The sequence below is a fragment of the Microbacterium sp. T2.11-28 genome (assembly GCF_950097975.1).
GTDB lineage: Bacteria > Actinomycetota > Actinomycetes > Actinomycetales > Microbacteriaceae > Microbacterium.
Map to the genome: position 1 here is coordinate 475,794 of NZ_CATNHF010000012.1, position 17,141 is coordinate 492,934.

At 72.7% G+C, this 17,141-nt stretch carries 12 protein-coding genes; 6 read left to right on the forward strand and 6 right to left on the reverse strand.

What is annotated here, in order from left to right:
• Positions 1-13 precede the first annotated feature (13 nt).
• The 3 genes from treY to QQZ13_RS09280 all read left to right on the forward strand — a co-directional run bounded on the left by treY (position 14) and on the right by QQZ13_RS09280 (position 5,167).
• The gene (treY, locus tag QQZ13_RS09270) at positions 14-2,476 is read left to right on the forward strand and encodes a malto-oligosyltrehalose synthase (protein WP_284528733.1); all 2,463 of its coding nucleotides are present in this window, start codon (positions 14-16) and stop codon (positions 2,474-2,476) included.
• Positions 2,477-2,549: 73 nt separating this feature from the next.
• Positions 2,550-4,292, forward strand: a complete 1,743-nt coding sequence (gene treZ, locus QQZ13_RS09275; protein WP_284528734.1) for a malto-oligosyltrehalose trehalohydrolase — start codon at positions 2,550-2,552, stop codon at positions 4,290-4,292.
• Between the two features lie 56 nt (positions 4,293-4,348).
• Complete coding sequence (locus tag QQZ13_RS09280) at positions 4,349-5,167, forward strand: tryptophan-rich sensory protein (protein ID WP_284528735.1); 819 nt, start codon at positions 4,349-4,351, stop codon at positions 5,165-5,167.
• Between the two features lie 22 nt (positions 5,168-5,189).
• On the opposite strand, the gene QQZ13_RS09285 is transcribed toward QQZ13_RS09280, so the two are convergent.
• On the reverse strand, positions 5,190-6,185 hold the full coding sequence (locus tag QQZ13_RS09285; protein WP_284528736.1) for a LacI family DNA-binding transcriptional regulator: 996 nt from the start codon (positions 6,183-6,185) through the stop codon (positions 5,190-5,192).
• Positions 6,186-6,257: 72 nt separating this feature from the next.
• Here QQZ13_RS09285 and QQZ13_RS09290 point away from each other — a divergent pair, with 72 nt between their 5' ends.
• Positions 6,258-7,775, forward strand: a complete 1,518-nt coding sequence (locus tag QQZ13_RS09290; protein ID WP_284528737.1) for an alpha-N-arabinofuranosidase — start codon at positions 6,258-6,260, stop codon at positions 7,773-7,775.
• A gap of 37 nt (positions 7,776-7,812) precedes the next feature.
• Here the strand turns inward: QQZ13_RS09290 and QQZ13_RS09295 are convergent, their stop codons facing one another.
• The 4 genes from QQZ13_RS09295 to QQZ13_RS09310 all read right to left on the reverse strand — a co-directional run bounded on the left by QQZ13_RS09295 (position 7,813) and on the right by QQZ13_RS09310 (position 13,375).
• Positions 7,813-10,050 carry a glycoside hydrolase family 3 N-terminal domain-containing protein gene (locus tag QQZ13_RS09295; protein ID WP_284528820.1) on the reverse strand — a complete coding sequence of 746 codons (2,238 nt, stop codon included), beginning with the start codon at positions 10,048-10,050 and terminating at the stop codon, positions 7,813-7,815.
• Between the two features lie 123 nt (positions 10,051-10,173).
• On the reverse strand, positions 10,174-11,061 hold the full coding sequence (locus QQZ13_RS09300) for a carbohydrate ABC transporter permease (RefSeq protein ID WP_284528738.1): 888 nt from the start codon (positions 11,059-11,061) through the stop codon (positions 10,174-10,176).
• The gene (locus tag QQZ13_RS09305; RefSeq protein WP_284528739.1) at positions 11,058-12,077 is read right to left on the reverse strand and encodes a carbohydrate ABC transporter permease; all 1,020 of its coding nucleotides are present in this window, start codon (positions 12,075-12,077) and stop codon (positions 11,058-11,060) included. Before QQZ13_RS09305 ends, QQZ13_RS09300 begins: the two co-directional genes overlap by 4 nt.
• 8 nt (positions 12,078-12,085) lie before the next feature.
• Positions 12,086-13,375: an ABC transporter substrate-binding protein gene (locus QQZ13_RS09310; RefSeq protein WP_284528740.1), complete on the reverse strand. Its 1,290-nt coding sequence runs from the start codon at positions 13,373-13,375 to the stop codon at positions 12,086-12,088.
• Positions 13,376-13,499: 124 nt separating this feature from the next.
• On the opposite strand from QQZ13_RS09310, the gene QQZ13_RS09315 reads away from it, so the two are divergent.
• On the forward strand, positions 13,500-14,558 hold the full coding sequence (locus QQZ13_RS09315; protein WP_284528741.1) for a LacI family DNA-binding transcriptional regulator: 1,059 nt from the start codon (positions 13,500-13,502) through the stop codon (positions 14,556-14,558).
• Here the strand turns inward: QQZ13_RS09315 and QQZ13_RS09320 are convergent.
• Positions 14,464-15,690 carry an ROK family transcriptional regulator gene (locus QQZ13_RS09320; RefSeq protein WP_284528742.1) on the reverse strand — a complete coding sequence of 409 codons (1,227 nt, stop codon included), beginning with the start codon at positions 15,688-15,690 and terminating at the stop codon, positions 14,464-14,466. The two genes, QQZ13_RS09315 and QQZ13_RS09320, sit on opposite strands and share 95 nt — an antisense overlap.
• Positions 15,691-15,856: 166 nt before the next feature.
• Here QQZ13_RS09320 and xylA point away from each other — a divergent pair, with 166 nt between their 5' ends.
• The gene (xylA, locus tag QQZ13_RS09325; RefSeq protein WP_284528743.1) at positions 15,857-17,047 is read left to right on the forward strand and encodes a xylose isomerase; all 1,191 of its coding nucleotides are present in this window, start codon (positions 15,857-15,859) and stop codon (positions 17,045-17,047) included.
• Positions 17,048-17,141 lie beyond the last annotated feature (94 nt).

Sequence of the window (17,141 nt, forward strand, 5' to 3'; positions counted from 1 at the left end):
CGGGCGGGAAGTCATGACCCGTCGCCCCGTCTCGACCTATCGGCTGCAGATCCGGCCCTCGTTCGGCCTCGACGACGCCGCGGCGCTCGTGCCGTACCTGCACGATCTCGGCGTGGACTGGGTCTACCTCTCGCCCATCCTGCAGGCGGCCGAGGGGTCCGAGCACGGCTACGACGTCGTCGACCCCACGCGCGTGGACGAGTCCCGCGGCGGGCCGGACGCGCTCGCCCGCTTCGCGGCGGCCGCGCGCGGGGAGGGCCTCGGCATCCTCGTCGACATCGTGCCCAACCACCAGGGCGTCGCCGATCCCCGGCACAACCCCTGGTGGGCGGACGTGCTCCGTCGGGGCCGGGACTCGACGCTCGCCGCAGCCTTCGACATCGACGGGGACCACGGCGACGGCCGGGTGCGCCTGCCGGTGCTGGGATCGACGCTGGACGAGGTGATCAGCGCCGGTGAGCTGACCGTCTCACCCGGGCTCCCGGAGGGCGTCGGCGACGCCGGGCCCGCGGGGTCCGGCACCGCTTCCGACGAGCGCGGGGCGGACGCGATCGGGTGGGCGGGGGCGACGGGTTTCGCACGCTACTTCGATACCGTGCTGCCGCTGGCGGACGGCACGGCCCCGGCGGCGGAGACCTCGGATGCCGAGGAGGTGGCGGCCGTGCTCGCCCGTCAGCACTGGGAGCTCGTCCACTGGCGCGACGAGGCCCAGGCGCTCAACTACCGCCGGTTCTTCACGATCACGACCCTCGCCGGGGTGCGGGTCGAGCGCCCCGAGGTGTTCGAGGCCAGCCACCGCGAGGTGCTCCGCTGGTTCCGCGACGGACTCGCCGACGGGCTGCGCATCGATCATCCCGACGGCCTCGCCGATCCCGGCGGGTATCTCGACGACCTGGAGCGGGCCGTACGCGGCGTGCGGAACGACGACGAGGCACCCTACGTCGTCGTGGAGAAGATCCTCGAGCACGGCGAGACGCTCCCGGGCTGGTGGGCGACCGACGGCACCACCGGCTATGACGCGATGGCCGAGGTCGACCGCGTGCTCATCGATCCCCGGGGCGAGGCGGGGCTCACCGCCCTCGACGCACGCCTGCGCGCCGACACGGGCCTCCCGCCGTCGCCCGGCTGGGCAGACCTCACCCACGAGACCAAGCGCGGCGTGGCCGACGGAGCGCAGGCCGCGGAGGTCGGCCGGCTCGTGCGGTGCCTTCCCGCACCGGTGCGGGACGCGCTGGGCGCCGATGTCGCCCGCGACGCGCTGGCCGAGCTGCTCGCCTGCTTCCCCGTCTACCGCTCCTACCTTCCGGACGGCCGCGAGCATCTGGAGCGCGCGGCCGCCGAGGCTGCGTCCCGCCGTCCGGACCTCGCTCCAGCGGTGGCTGCGATCGCGCCGCTTCTGGCGGATCCGGGCCTCGAGCTGTCACGCCGGTTCATGCAGACGACCGGGCCGGTGATGGCCAAGGGCGTGGAGGATGCCGCGTTCTATCGCGACACCCGCCTGGGCACCCTCACCGAGGTCGGCGGCGACCCGTCGGTGTTCTCGCTCGACGTCGACGGATTCCACGCCGCGGCCGAGCGCCGCCAGTCCGCGTGGCCCCACGCGATGACCGCGCTGTCGACGCACGACACCAAGCGCAGCGAGGACGTGCGCGCCCGGCTGTCGGTGCTGGCCGAGGTGCCCGAGCGCTGGGCGACGGCGCTGGACCGGCTCCGGGAGGTCGCCTCGACCGGGCACGGCCCGTTCGACGCCCTGGTCTGGCAGGCGATCGTCGGCGCATGGCCCGCGGCGTCCGCACGGCTCCGGGACTATGCGATCAAGGCGGCGCGCGAGTCCGCCGAGCGCACCTCGTGGGCGGCGCCGGACGCCGGGTTCGAGGAGCGCATCGACGACCTCGTGGCCGCGGCGCACGGCCGCGCCGTATCGATCGTCAACGACCTCGTCGCAGACATCGCGCCGGCCGGGTGGTCCAACGCCCTTTCGGCGAAGCTGCTGCAGCTGGCGGGCCCGGGTGTCCCCGACGTCTACCAGGGCACCGAGCTGTGGGATCTGTCGCTCGTCGACCCCGACAACCGCCGGCCGGTCGACTTCGCCGCGCGGCGACGCCTGCTCGCCGAGCTCGACGAGGGGCTGCTGCCCCCGGTGGACGATTCGGGCGCCGCGAAGCTGCTGCTGACCTCGCGCGCGCTGCGGCTGCGCCGGGACCGTCCCGAATTGTTCACCCGGTACACGCCCATGACGGTCGCCGGGCCGGCGTCCGGGCATGCGATCGCGTTCGACCGCGGTGGCGCGCTCGCCGTCGCCACGCGGCTTCCCGTGGGCCTGGCCGCTGCCGGCGGATGGCGCGACACCGTCCTGCTCCGCCACAGCGGCCCGACCGTCGACGTGCTCACGGGTCGTCTCTTCGCGGGCGGCGAGCTGGCCCTCGCCGAGCTGCTCGACCTCTATCCGGTGGCGCTGCTGGCGCCGGTCGAGTGAGTGCGATGACCGCCTGCCGTTCCACGCGGATGACGACCCGCCGTTCGCGGCGATGACGAGAGAGAGGCCGGGGATGATCGAGGTGTGGGCGCCGCGGGCGGCGCGCGTGCGACTGCGCAGGCCGGGACTCGACGACGTCGAGCTGGCGGAGGACGCCGGCTGGTGGCGGTCGGAGATCGCCCTCGCGAGCGGTGACGAGTACGGCTTCGTCCTCGGCGACGGCGACGACCTCCGTCCCGACCCGCGGTCGCGTCGCCAGCCGCGCGGGGTGCACGAGGCCTCGGCCTGGTTCGATCCGACCGCCTTCGCCTGGACCGATGCCGCGTGGACCGGCCGGCAGCTGGCGGGCGGACTGATCTACGAGCTCCACGTCGGCACCTTCACGCCCGAGGGGACCCTCGATGCGGCGGCGGCCCGGCTGTCCCACCTGGTGGAGCTCGGCGTCACCCACATCGAGCTGCTTCCCGTGAACGGATTCAACGGCACGCACAACTGGGGCTACGACGGCGTGCTCTGGTACGCGGTGCAGGAGGAGTACGGCGGCCCCGCGGCCTACCAGCGGTTCGTCGACGCGGCGCACGGCGCCGGACTGGCCGTCATCCAGGACGTCGTCTACAACCACCTGGGACCGAGCGGCAACTACCTTCCGGAGTTCGCGCCCTACCTGCGCGACGCGGAGCACAACACCTGGGGCGCGAGCCTGGACCTGGACCGGCCGGAAGTGCGCGCCTTCATCGTCGACAACGCGCTGTCCTGGATGCGCGACCACCACGTCGACGGGCTGCGCCTGGACGCCGTGCACGCGCTGCGCGAGTCGCCCGACAGCCCGGTGCACATCCTCCGCGAGCTCGCCGAGTGCACCGATGCGCTGAGCGCCCACCTCGGCCGTCCGCTCACCCTCATCGCCGAGAGCGACCTGAACGATCCCGTCATGATCCTGCCCCGCGAGGCCGGCGGGCACGGCCTCACCGCGCAGTGGTCGGACGACTGGCATCACGCCGTGCACGTCGCGGTCACGGGAGAGGTCGAGGGCTACTACGCGGATTTCGACGCCCTCGAGGCGCTCCCGAAGGTGTGGGCGTCGGGCTTCTTCCACGACGGCACGCACTCGTCGTTCCGCGGACGCGACCACGGCGCGCCCCTGCCCGACGACGTGCCCTCGTGGCGTCTGGTGACCTTCGCCCAGGACCACGACCAGATCGGCAACCGCGCGGCCGGCGACCGCCTCTCCGCGACGCTGTCGCCGGAGCGGCTGGCCGTGACGGCGGTCCTGACCCTGACCGCGCCGGGCACGCCGATGCTCTTCATGGGTGAGGAATGGGGGGCCTCGACGCCCTGGCAGTTCTTCACCTCCCACCCCGAGCCCGAGCTGGCGGCGGCCACCGCCGCGGGACGCAAGGCGGAGTTCGCACGGATGGGCTGGGACGAGTCGCTCGTGCCGGATCCCAACGACCCCGAGACCTTCCGGCGATCGGTCCTCGACTGGAGCGAGCCGGAGGGCGGCGACCACGCCCGTCTCCTGGACCTCTACCGGCGGCTGGCGCGGCTGCGCCGTGAGCGGCCGGAGCTCACCGACCCGCGCTCGGCAGGTCACGGCGGGGCGGCGGCCGAGGCGATCGGCGGCCGCGTCTACGAACTCGCCCGCGGCGACGCGCGCGTGCTCGTGAACCTCTCCGCCGTGCCGTGGGAGGTGCCCGTCCGCCCCGGCGAGACGCTGTGGCTCACGACCCGCGGCGAGCCGGGCGACGGCGAGGGCGGCCGCACCGAGAAGTGGGTGCTCCCGCCCGAGACCGCGCTGGTCGTCGGACCGGCCTAGCCCCGGGCACTGTCAAGGCCCTGTCGCCGGCCGCCGGCAGCGCCTACGTTCGGATCATGGCCTCCCCCACGCCCCGCGCCGATATCGTCCGACAGGTCGCCGTGCTCTCCGCGGTGAGCTTCATGATCGTCGCGGCCATGGTCGGCACCGGGCTGTTCGGCGGCACCAACGTGCGCGATCTGCAGGGCGGAGCGCTGGACGCGGACTCGACGGTGCTGGCCCCCGACCGTCCCGCGTTCGCCATCTGGTCGGTCATCTACGTGCTCATGGCGGCCTACGCCGTCTGGCAGGCGCTCCCCGGGCAGCGCAGCCGTGCCCGGCAGCGCGCGGTCGGCGGCTGGATCGCCCTCACCGCGGTGCTCAACGGGGCCTGGCTGCTGGCCGCGCAGTTCCTGAACCTGATCGCCACCGTCATCTCGATCGTCGTGCTGCTCGTCGCCCTGGCGGCGACGCTGCGCGTGCTCGTCGCCCAGCCGCCGGAGGGACCCCTCGACGTGGGGCTCATGGACGTCACGGTGGGCCTCCACCTCGGCTGGGTGGCCCTGGCGACGGTGGCCAACGTGACCGCGTGGCTCACGGCGGAGGTCGCCCCCGCATCGTGGGCCGGTGCCGCCGAGCCGGTCGCGATCGGCGTGCTCGCCGTCGTGGCCGTCATCGGGTCGGCCCTCGCCCTCGGCACCGGAGGACGCCTCGCGCCGGCGGTCGCCATGGCGTGGGGCCTCGTGTGGATCGGCGTCGCGCGGGCCACGGGCGAGCCGGCGTCGACGCCCATCGCCATCGCCGCGATCGTCGCGGCGGTGGTCGTCCTCTTCGCGGCCGTCCTCGTGCGCGTCGCGTGGCGTCCCGGGGCGGCGACGTCCGGTACGGCCGCCTGACCGCGCCGCACCGGGCGACGGCTCAGGCCGATCCGCGGCGGACGAGCCGCGTCGCGAAGTCCCGCGGGCCGGGGGAGCCGGGGCGTCCCTCGACGATGTCGGCCACGGCGGTCACCGCGGCGGCGGCCATGTCGCGGATGGGCTGTCGCACCGTGGTGAGAGGCGGGGAGAGCCACGCCGCGGCGGGGATGTCGTCGAAGCCGACCACGAGCACGTCGCGGCCGACCGCCAGCCCGAGGTCGTCGGCCGCGCGGTAGACGCCCACCGCCATCTCATCCGAGCAGGCGAACACGCCCACGGTCCCGCCGCCCGCCGTCGCCCGGCGCAGGGCCGGCCGGGCAGCTGCTCGCGCCTCCTCCGCACCCCACGACGCGTGCACCCGCTCGCACGGCACATCGTCTCCGAGCCCGGCGAGGAAGCCCGCCACGCGGTCACGGCCGAACCGGTACGACGGCGCCCCCTCGACGACCACGACGGCGGAGACGCCGCGCGTGCGCAGCAGGCGGGCGGCGTCGCGCACACCCGTGCGGTCGGTCGAGCGCACCGACGGCAGGGGGTGGCGCTGGTCGGAGCGCGGATCGAGGAGCACGACGGGGATGCCGGTGGCCGACACGACGCGCAGCTGCGCGTCGGTGGGAAGGAGGAGCCCGAGCACGACCCCAGCCGGGCGGCGGGCCCGCAGGCGCTCCGGCCAGTCGTCGCCGGGGGCGTCGCGCTCGCCGGTGAGGACGAGGTCGTACCCGCGGTCGGAGGCCGCCGCCCGCGCACCGGCGATCACCTCGTCGGCCCACGGTCCCCCGAAGTGGGACAGCACGAGATCGATGAGGTCGTCAGCCTGCCGGCGGGGGCGGCCGCGGGCGGTGGCGCCGCGGTCGTAGCCGACACGGCGGGCCTCGGCGGCGATCCGGGCGCGCGTCGCGGGGGACAGGTCACCCGCCCCGCGCAGGGCCCGCGAGACGGTGCTCGCGCTCACGCCGCAGGCGGCGGCGATCGCGGCGAGGGTCGGCGAGGAGCGCATCCTCTATTTTTGCGCACACCGATGGCGCGCGCGCGGCGGGTTTGCGAGGGTCGTCCCAGGAAGGGAGCACCAATGTCCGCCGCTCACGCCGTCGTCGATCTGGATGTCACCGGAGACACCATCAGCCGCCACCTCTACGGGCACTTCGCCGAGCACCTGGGGCGGTGCATCTACGGCGGATTCTGGGTCGGGGAGGACTCCGACATCCCGAACGTCCGCGGCATCCGCTCCGATGTGGTCGACGCCCTCCGCGCCCTGCGCGTGCCGAACCTGCGCTGGCCGGGGGGATGCTTCGCCGACGAGTACCACTGGCGCGACGGGGTCGGCCCCCGCGCAGAGCGCCCGACCATGGTGAACACGCACTGGGGCGATGTGGTCGAGGACAACGCCTTCGGGACCCATGAGTTCATGGACCTCTGCGAGATGCTCGGCGCCGACGCGTACGTCAACGGGAATGTCGGCAGCGGCACCGTGCAGGAGATGAGCGAATGGGTCGAGTACCTGACCCGCTCCGGCGACAGCCCCATGGCGCGGCTGCGGCGGGCGAACGGGCGGGACGAGCCCTGGCAGGTCGCGTTCTGGGGCCTCGGCAACGAGGCATGGGGATGCGGCGGCCACATGACGCCCGACTACTACACGTCGCTGGCGCGGCGGTATGCGACGTTCTGCCGCGACCACGACGGCAACCGGCTCACGAGGATCGCCGCGGGCGCCGCCGACGCGGACCTGCGGTGGACCCACGCCCTGATGGCGTCGGCGGTCTCGTCGAACACCCCCGACCCGCAGGCGTCCCCGTACCAGGCGATCTCGTTCCACTACTACACGCATTCCGGAACGGGCATACAGCGGGAGTCGGCCACCGAGTTCGACGCCGAACAGTACTACCGGACGCTCGCGCACGCCGCCGGCGTCGAGCGGGTGATCTCCGCCCACGAGGCCGTGATGGACGCGTACGATCCCGAGCGCCGCATCGGACTGGTGTGCGACGAGTGGGGGACCTGGTGGCGGGTGGAGCCGGGCACCAACCCGGGCTTCCTCTTCCAGCAGAACACCGTGCGCGACGCGCTCGTGGCGGGACTGCACTTCGACGCCTTCCATCGGCACGCCGGGCGGCTGCGGATGGCCAACATCGCCCAGACCCTCAACGTGCTGCAGGCGATGATCCTGACCGACGACGAGGGAGGGCTGGTGCTCACGCCGACCTACCACGTGTACGAGATGAACGTCGGTCACCACGACGCCGCCTCGGCGCCCTCGCACGTCGTGCGCTCCCCGGCCGCCACCGTCGGCGACGAGGAGCTGCCCCTCCTCTCGCTGTCGGCGTCGACGCGCGGGGCCACCGCGCTGCTCTCACTCACCCACTCGGGGATCGAGGGTCCGCTGCCGGTGACCGTCGACCTCCGCGGCCGTCGGGCCGTCGTCGCGCGGGCGCGGGTGCTCACGGGGCCCGACGCGCAGGCGCACAACACTCCCGAGGCCCCCGACGCGGTCGCCCCCGCGCCGCTCGACGCCGAGGTCGGTGCCGACGGCGTCCTCCGCCTCACCCTCCCGGCGCACGCCTTCGCGACGGTCGAGCTGACGCTGGAGTGAGGGGCGCGGCGGCGAGCCGCGGAGCCGCCGGCGGGCGTCAGCGCCGGATCGACACGTCGACGATCCGGCGATCCGCCGCGGTGACCTCGTGCACCGCTCCGGTGAGCTCGAGCACGGCCGTCGTCTCGCGCTCCGCGCACGACGGGCCGACCCACAGGTCGATGGCGCCCGGCTCCACGATGCGGCGGCCGTCCCTGCCGGCGAAGGCCAGCCGCGTGGCCGGCACGTCGAAGTGCACGGTGACCTCCTCGCCCGGTTCGAGCTCGACGCGGGCGAACGCGACGAGCTGCGCCACCGGCCGGGTGACGCTCGCGAACCGGTCGCGGGCGTAGAGCTGGACGACGTCCGCCCCGCGCCGGGAGCCCGTGTTGCGCACCCGCACGCTGGCCGGGAATCCCGCCCCCGCGTCGGCCCCGGCCGGCACCTCGAGGGCGTCGTGGGCGAACGCGGTGTACGACAGTCCGTGGCCGAAGGGCAGCGCGGGGGTGTTGTCGGCGCTCGTGACCTCGTTCGGGCCGCCCAGGAGCGGGTGGAGGTAGGAGTAGGGCTGCACCCCGGCGGAGCGGGGGAGCGAGACCGGCAGGCGTCCGGAGGGCGAGACCCGCCCGGTCACGATGTCGGCCAGCGCCGTGCCGCCCTCCTCGCCCGGGAAGAAGGCCTGTACGGCCGCCGCGGCGGCGTGCTCGCCGCGCAGTGCCCAGTCGATCGCGTAGGGGCGGCCCGATACCACCACGAGCACGATTGGCGTGCCGGTGGCGAGGATCCGCTCCGCGAGCTCGCGCTGCACGCCGGGCAGCTCCAGCGACTCCGCATCGTTGCCCTCTCCGACGGTTCCCCGGCCGAACAGACCCGCGCGGTCGCCGACGACGACGAACGCGACGTCCGCGGAGCGGGCGGCGTCCTCGGCCGCGGTGAAGCCGGACCGGTCCTCGCCCTCGGCGTCGCAGCCGTGTGCGAGGGTGACCTCTGCGCCGTCCAGCGCGTCGGTCAGCGCGGCGGCGAACGAGGGGATCTCGAACCCGAGGGGGACCCCGGGATGGTGGGCGAGCACGTGATTGGCGAACGAATAGCAGCCCATGAGCGCCTCGGCGCTGTCGGCGTTGGGCCCGACGACCGCGACCCGGAGCGGCGCCTGCGCCGGCGCCTGCAGCGGCAGGGTGCCGTCGTTGGTGAGGAGGACGATCGAGGCGGTCGCCAGATCGCGGGCCGCCTGACGGTGAGCCGGGGAATCGAGGTCGACGGACGTCGGCGGCTCGTCGAAGACGGCGTCGAGCAGGCCCAGCTCGTCCTTCTGGGTGAGCACCCGCAGGACGGCGCGGTCGATGATCTCGGGGTCCAGCCCTCCGGAGCGCGCCAGCTCGATCAGCGGCCCCGTGAACGCGTCGCCGGTGGGCAGCTCGACGTCGATGCCGGCGGACAGCGCGAGCACGGCCGCCTCGCCGAGGTCCTGTGCGACCCCGTGCATGGTGTGCAGGAACGCGACGGAGAAGTAGTCCGACACGACCACGCCGTCGAAGCCCCACTCCCCGCGCAGGAGATCGGTGAGGTATGCCGGCGTGGCCGCCACCGGCACCCCGTCGATCTCGGCATAGGAGTTCATCACCGAGCGCACCCCGCCGTCGCGCACCGCCATCTCGAACGGCGGCAGGAAGACGTCGGCGAGCTCGCGCGGGCCGGCGTGGACCGGCGCGTGGTTGCGCCCGCCCTGCGATCCCGAGTACCCGACGAAGTGCTTGAGCGTGGCGTGCACGCCGGCGTCCTGGAGGCCGCGCACGTACGCGGTGCCCAGGACGCCCACCACGTACGGGTCCTCGGCGATGCACTCGTCGACGCGTCCCCAGCGCGGGTCGCGGATGACGTCGAGGACCGGGGCCAGCCCCTGGTGGATGCCCAGCGCGCTCATCGACTCTCCGATGAGGCGGCCCATGCGCTCGACGAGCTCGGGGTCGAACGATGCTCCCCACGCGAGCGGTGTGGGGAAGGTGGCCGCCTTCCAGGCGGCGAGCCCGGTGAGGCACTCCTCGTGGACGATGGCGGGGATGCCCAGCCGGGTCTCCTCCACCAGCCGGCGCTGCTCGCCCCACAGCCAGCCGGCGCGCTCGACCGGATCGACCGGCCGGGTGCCGTAGACGCGCGTCAGGTGCCCGATGCCGTGGCGGGCGGCGTCTTCGTAGCGCGTGGAGCTGGCCATCTCGCCGGCCATCGGCGCCACGAGCTCGTCGCCCTGGTCGACCCAGAACCCGACGAGCTGGGCGATCTTCTCCTCGAGGCTCATGCGGGCCAGGAGGCTCGCGACGCGGGTCGAGACGGCGGGGGAGGTGAGGGTCACGATCGGGATCTCCTTGGTGCGCGGTGGTGCGCGGTGGTGCGAGGGACGGGTGCGCGGGCCGGGGCCGGCTCAGCCCTTGACGGCCCCGGTGAGGCCGCCGACGATGCGGCGCTCGAAGAGGCTGAAGAACACGAGCGCGGGGATCATCGACAGCGAGGTGAAGGCGAGCACCTTGGCGGTGTCGACCGAGTACTGCGATGAGAAGGCCTGCACCCCGAGGGGCAGCGTGTAGCTGGCCTCGTTGTTGAGGATGAACAGCGGCAGGAGGTAGCTGTTCCAGCTGCCGATGAACGCGAGGATGCCGACGGTGATCACGCCCGGCACCGACAGCGGCAGCACCATGCGCCAGAAGAAGCCGAGCCGGCTGCAGCCGTCGATGAACGCGGCCTCCTGGATCTCGTCGGGGATCGCCCGCAGGAACGGCACCAGGATGATGATGGTCGTCGGGAGGGCGAAGGCGATCTGCGGGAGGATGATGCCGCCGAGCGAGTTCATGAGCCCGAGGTCGCGGATCACGATGTACAGCGGCGTGATCGCGACGGTGATGGGGAACATGAGGCCCGCGGCGAACAGCGCGTAGAGCGCGCCGCGCCCGCGGAAGCGGTAGCGGGCGATGACGTAGCTGGCCATGAGCCCGAGCGCCACGACGCCGGCGGTGGTCGCGGTGGCCGTGATCACCGAGTTCAGCACCTGGTTCCAGAACTGCGGTCCCGTGAGCACCGTCAGGTAGTTCTCGATGTTCCACGGGTCGGGCCAGCCCGCCGGGTCGACGGTGATCTGGGAGTTGCTGCGGAACCCGCCGATGATGATGTACAGCACCGGCGCGAGCATGAGCGCGATGACCACGAGGGCCACGAAGTAGACGACGGGGTTGCCCCAGGGGAGCTTCTCCCGGCGGCCGCGACGCCCTCGGGGGGTGACGACGGCGACGGTGGCGGGTGCGGCGACGGCGGTCATCGGCCCTTCTTCCCTTCCGTGAGGGCGCCTTCGGTGTCCCGGCGGAGCACGAAGCGCTGATAGATGAGCGCGACGATCAGCGAGATCACGAAGATCACCACGGCGACGGCGTTGCCGTAGCCGAAGTTGCCGGCGTTGCGTCCGTTGACGACCATGTAGGTCGCCATCGTCGAGGTGCCGGCGGTGGAGGCGACGTACTGTCCCCAGATGATGTAGACGAGGTCAAACAGCTGCAGCGCCCCGATGATCGAGAGGAACGCCCAGATCCGCAGGGTCGGTGCCAGCAGCGGCAGCGTGATGCGCCAGTGGGTCTGCCAGTAGCCGGCGCCGTCGAGGGCGGCGGCCTCGTAGAGCTCCTCCGGGATGCCCTGGAGTCCCGCGAGGAAGAGGATCACCGCGAACCCGACGTACTTCCACGTGAGGATCGCCATGAGGGTCCAGATCGCGATGGACGGATCGGAGATCCAGTCCTGGGCCAGGTTCCCCAGTCCGAGGTCCTGCAGGAGCCCGTTGAGCGCGCCCTGGGTCTGCAGCATGAGGCCGAAGCCGGTGCCGACGACGACCTCGGCGATGACGTAGGGCACGAAGATGAGCACCCGGATGAGGGACTGCCCGCGCATGCGCCGGTTGAGGAGGAGCGCGAGCAGCACCGCGACCGGTCCCTGGAGCACGATCGACGCGATGACGATGAAGCCGTTGTGGCCGAGCGCCTCGAGGAACGTGGGGTCGGTGATGATCGTCAGGTAGTTCTGGAGGCCGACGAAGTCGGTGGGCGGCCCGTAGCCCTGCCAGCGGAAGAAGCCGTAGTAGGCCGCCATCGCGACGGGGAAGATGACGAAGCCGAGGAAGATCAGCAGCGCCGGTCCGACGAGGAGGGCGATCTCCAGTCGGCCGGACCAGCCGATCCCTCGCGGACGGCGGCGCGGCGAGGGCGGGGGCGGCGTGTGGCCGCCCCCGCCGTGCTGCGCGAGATCCGTCTGCGGCGCGTGCGTCACAGATGTCTCGCTGAGGGTCATGATGCCCGTCAGCCCTTCTTGGCCGCGTCGGCGACCGACTGCATCATCTGCTCGGGCGTGCTCTTGCCGGCGAGCAGGTCGACGACGGCGACGTTGAGCGCGTTGCCGACGTTCTGGCCGAGCACCGTGTCGAGCCACTGCGAGACGAACGGCGCCTTGTTGTAGGCCTCGAGCACCTGCTGCAGGTACTCCTCCTGCACCGCGCTCTGGGCGACCGTGTTGACCGGCGGGGCGCTGAACGCCTCGTAGTAGGCCTTCTGCTGGTCGGCGGAGGCGACGAAGTTCAGGAAGTCGGCGCACTCCTTGGGCGCCTTGGCCGAGCACGAGTACCCGTCGACGCCGCCCATCATCGAGCCGGGCTCACCGGCGCCGCCGGACAGCTCCGGGAACGGGAACCAGGCGAGGTCGGGAAGGGGCTGCTCGTCGGGCGTCAGCGAGGCGATCACACCGGGATCCCACGCACCCATGAGCTCCATGGCGGCCTGGTGGTTGGCGACCAGGCCCGCGGAGCTTCCGGCGCCCTGCTGGGCGGAGGTGGTGAGGAAGCCCTCGTTGAACGGCTCGATGGCCGCGAAGTCGGCGAGGTCCTGCGCCGCCTTCAGCCAGCACGCGTCGCTGAAGTCCTTCGAGTCGCCGGTGGCCTCGATGGTCGCCGGGCTGCACTCGCGCAGCGCGAAGTTGTAGTACCAGTGCGCAGCGGGCCAGGCGTCCTTGGCGCCGAGGGCGATGGGGGCGATGCCGGCGTCCTTGAGGGAGCCGACGACGTCCTTGAGCTCGTCGACGGTGGTGGGCGTCGTGGTGATGCCGGCCTCCTCGAAGAGGTCGGACGCGTACCAGAAGCCCGACGGGAGCACGGCCAGGGGCATGGCCCAGACCTTGTCCTGGTAGGTCTCGGCCTTGAACGACCCCTCGGAGATCTCGCTGCGGGCGGTGTCGCTGATGAGGTCGGTGAGGTCCATGAGCTGTCCGGCCTGGACCATGGCGGTCATCTTGCCGCCGCCGCGCTGGAGGAAGATGTCGGGTGGGTCGCCGGCGTTGAGCGCGGTCTGCAGCTTGCCGTCCATGTCCTCGTTCTGCACGGACTGCATCGTGATCGTGACGTTGTCGTTCTCCGCCTCGAAGGCGGCGATCGCGTTCTTCCAGAACTCCTGTCCGGGACCGGTGGTGGAGTTCTGCCAGAGCGTCATCTCCACCGGACCGCCCTCGGCGGCCGGTTCACCCCCGCCGCCGCAGGCGCTGAGCGCGAGCGAGCCGGCGATCAGGAGCGAGGCCCCGGCCAGGATCTTGTGGGCTTTCATGTGATTCCTGTTCTCTTCGTCGAGTCGGCATCCCGGCGGTGCGGCCGGTTGCATAAGTTTCTAAACACAACAAAACGGTGTCAAACGTTTTCGAAACCGTTTTCCAGCCGGCTATCCTGGCGACATGACCCAGCGGCGACCGACGATCCACGATGTCGCCGCGCGCGCAGGCGTCTCGGTGGCCACGGTCTCCAAGGCCATGAACGGCCGCTACGGCGTGGCGACGGAGACCGCCGACAGGGTGCTTCGCGCCGTCGCCGAGCTCGGCTACGAGTCCAGCCTCATCGCCAGCAGCATGCGCTCGCGCCGCACCGGGGTCATCGGCGTGCTGGTCGCCGACTTCGAGCCCTTCAGTGCCGAGGTGCTCAAGGGCGTGGGCGAGGCGCTGCGCGACTCCCGCTACGACCTCCTCGCCTACACCGGCTCCCGCGGCGACGACGACGGCTGGGAGCGCCGCTCGCTGTCGCGCCTGAGTGGCACGCTCATCGACGGCGCCATCATGGTGACCCCCACGGTGGTCAACGTCAGCACCGAGGTGCCGCTCGTGGCCGTCGACCCCCACGCCGGGCCGGCCGACCTGCCCATCGTCGAGTGCGACAGCTTCGGCGGGGCCCGGGAGGCGACGCGCTACCTCATCGAGCTCGGGCACCGGCGCATCGGCTACATCGCAGGGCGGGCCGACCTGCGCTCCTCGATCGCGCGCGACGCGGGCTACCGCCGCGCGCTCGCCGACGCCGGGATCCCGTTCGATCCCGCGTACGTCGGCGCGGGCCGCTATCAGGAGTCGACCGCGCGGGAGGTCGCGATCGACATGCTCTCGACCGCCGATCGGCCCACCGCGATCTTCGCCGCGAACGACATCTCCGCGCTCGCGATCCTGCAGGTCGCGGCGGACCTGGGGCTCGAGGTGCCGCGGGATCTGTCGATCGTCGGGTTCGACGACATCCCCGAGGCCACCCGGCACGCGCCGGCGCTCACGACGGTCCGTCAGCCCATGGGACGGCTGGGCGCGGAGGCGGCAGGCATGCTGCTCGCGCTGCTGCGGGGGGAGGAGCCGGAGGTCACCCACCTGCGGCTTCCGACCAAGCTCATCCCTCGCGCGACGACGGCTCCGCCGGCGACGACGACCCGGCCGAGCTCGGTGATCCGCTCGAGCTCAGGGGGTCGCGCAGCAGCTCGCTGAAGGCGGCCTCCGCGGCGCCGATGAGCAGCCGATCCTCGCCCAGTGCGGCGGGCAGCAGCGCGACGTCGGCCGCGTTCGCGGGCATCGACTGGGCGCGCACGAGGTCGGTGAGCTCGGGCAGGTCCCAGGTCGCGAGGGTCGCGAGGAAGCCGCCGAGCACGACCACCTGCGGGTTGAGCACGTTCACGGCGTTGGCGAGCGCGGTGGAGAGGATGCGGCGCTGACGCGCCACCTCGTCGCCGACGATGGCCGAGGCGTCCGCCTGGGCGGCCTCGGCCAGCGCGGCGGCGAGCGTCGGCTCGTCGGCGCCGGCGAGACCGACGGCCTCCAGCAGCCGCGACCGGCTCACTTCGTCCTCCAGCACGCCTCCCGGGGCGCGGCGGTCGGCGGCGTCGGCGATGCCCGGCCGGTTCTGGCCGAACTCGCCCGCGTAGCCGCCGGCACCGGTCACCGGCATCCCGTTGACGATGAGTCCGCCGCCGATGCCGCTCGCGCCGCCGTTGAGGTAGACCGCGTCGTCGACTCCGACGGCGGCGCCGAACAGGTGCTCGGCGAGCGCCCCGAGGCTCGCGTCGTTGGCGACGAAGGCGGTGAGGCCGGTCGCCGCCTGGAAGAGGTCGCCGAGAGGGGCGTCGGTCCAGCCGAGGTGCGGAGCCTCGCGCACGAGGCCGTCGACGCGGCGCACGAGGCCGGGCACGGCCACGCCGATGGCGACGATCCGGGCGGCGGCGAGGTCGCCGTCACGCCACGCGGCGAGCTGGGCGGTGGTGAGCGCGACGGTGCTCTCGGGCGTCGGCGGCTCGGGCACCTCGATGCGCGCGCGGGCGGCGATCCGGCGATCCAGCCCCACCGCCGCGACGGTGACGGCGTCGACCTCCGGGTTCACGGCCAGGGCGAGCACCGTGGGGTCGGCGGCGACCATCGGCGACGGCCGTCCCACCCGCCGGCTCGGGTCGGGCGCGCGCTCAATGACGAGGCCCTCGCCGACGAGCTCGGCGACGAGGTCGGCGATCGTGGAGCGATTGAGCCCGGTCGCCTCCGTGAGTGCGGCGCGCGAGATCGGCCCGCTGTGGTGCACGAGGTGCAGCAGCCGGGCGAGGTTGGCCTGGCGAACGCCCACCGTCTCACGCACTCGTCCACTGTAGAGCCCGGGCGGCTTTTGTTGCGCTGATTCCGAAATGCGCTGCCCGCGGGCGAGGCGGGCGACGATCATCCGGCGTCTGCCACTGGACGGGCACGGGCCGCGGGTATAGGTTGTAGACCACAACAATTCCCCGCACGTCGCGCAAAGGAGCGTCATGCCCATCTCTCCCACCCCGGCCGACCGGTTCACCTTCGGGCTCTGGACCGTCGGATACAACGGCACCGACCCGTTCGGCGGCCCCACCCGTCCCGCCCTCGACGTCGTCCACGTCGTCGAGAAGCTGGCGGAGCTCGGCGCCTACGGCCTCACCTTCCACGACGACGACCTCTTCGCCTTCGGCTCGTCCGAAGCCGAGCGCCAGTCGCAGATCGACCGACTGAAGGGCGCGCTCGCCGACACCGGCCTCACCATCCCCATGGTGACCACGAACCTCTTCAGCGCGCCCGTGTTCAAGGACGGGGGCTTCACCTCCAACGACCGCGACGTCCGCCGGTTCGCCATCCGCAAGGTGCTGCGGCAGATCGACCTCGGCGCCGAGCTCGGTGCGCAGACCTTCGTCATGTGGGGCGGCCGCGAGGGCGCCGAGTACGACTCGGCGAAGGACGTCCAGGCGGCGCTGGAGCGCTACCGCGAGGCGGTCAACTTCCTCGGCGACTACGTGGTCAGCAAGGGGTACGACCTGCGCTTCGCCATCGAGCCCAAGCCGAACGAGCCGCGCGGCGACATTCTCCTGCCCACGGTCGGACACGCCCTGGCGTTCATCGACTCCCTCGAGCGCCCCGAGATGGTCGGCCTCAACCCCGAGGTCGGGCACGAGCAGATGGCGGGGCTGAACTTCGCCGCCGGGATCGCGCAGGCGCTGTACCACGGCAAGCTCTTCCACATCGACCTCAACGGCCAGCGCGGGATCAAGTACGACCAGGACCTCGTGTTCGGTCACGGCGACCTGCACAACGCCTTCGCGCTCGTCGACCTCCTCGAGCACGGCGGCCCGCAGGGCGGTCCGGCCTACACGGGTCCGCGGCACTTCGACTACAAGCCGAGCCGCACCGAGGACGAGACGGGCGTGTGGGAGTCCGCCGCCGCGAACATGCGCACCTACCTGCTCCTCAAGGAGCGCGCCGCGGCCTTCCGCGCCGACCCCGAGGTGCAGGAGGCGCTCGTCGCCGCGCGCGTCGCCGAGCTGTCGCAGCCGACCTTCGGCGAGGGCGAGACGTACGACGACTTCGTCGCCGACCGCTCCGCCTACGAGGACTTCGACGCCGACGCCTACCTCGGCGGCAAGGGGTTCGGCTTCGTCCGCCTGCAGCAGCTCGCGACCGAGCACCTGCTCGGCGCGCGCTGATCGGCCGCCGCCGCACCGCCGCAGCGCCCTCGGCGCCGGGACGACCTCTCGGCGCCGAGACGCGCGCGCGGCAGTCAGAACACGGAAGGATGCC

Coding starts and splice junctions, on each gene's coding strand:
- treY (WP_284528733.1), top strand. CDS start 14: ATGACCCGTCGCCCCGTCTCGACCTATCGGCTGCAGATCCGGCCCTCG.
- treZ (WP_284528734.1), top strand. CDS start 2,550: ATGATCGAGGTGTGGGCGCCGCGGGCGGCGCGCGTGCGACTGCGCAGG.
- QQZ13_RS09280 (WP_284528735.1), top strand. CDS start 4,349: ATGGCCTCCCCCACGCCCCGCGCCGATATCGTCCGACAGGTCGCCGTG.
- QQZ13_RS09285 (WP_284528736.1), bottom strand. CDS start 6,185: ATGCGCTCCTCGCCGACCCTCGCCGCGATCGCCGCCGCCTGCGGCGTG.
- QQZ13_RS09290 (WP_284528737.1), top strand. CDS start 6,258: ATGTCCGCCGCTCACGCCGTCGTCGATCTGGATGTCACCGGAGACACC.
- QQZ13_RS09295 (WP_284528820.1), bottom strand. CDS start 10,050: ATGAGCCTCGAGGAGAAGATCGCCCAGCTCGTCGGGTTCTGGGTCGAC.
- QQZ13_RS09300 (WP_284528738.1), bottom strand. CDS start 11,061: ATGACCGCCGTCGCCGCACCCGCCACCGTCGCCGTCGTCACCCCCCGA.
- QQZ13_RS09305 (WP_284528739.1), bottom strand. CDS start 12,077: ATGACCCTCAGCGAGACATCTGTGACGCACGCGCCGCAGACGGATCTC.
- QQZ13_RS09310 (WP_284528740.1), bottom strand. CDS start 13,375: ATGAAAGCCCACAAGATCCTGGCCGGGGCCTCGCTCCTGATCGCCGGC.
- QQZ13_RS09315 (WP_284528741.1), top strand. CDS start 13,500: ATGACCCAGCGGCGACCGACGATCCACGATGTCGCCGCGCGCGCAGGC.
- xylA (WP_284528743.1), top strand. CDS start 15,857: ATGCCCATCTCTCCCACCCCGGCCGACCGGTTCACCTTCGGGCTCTGG.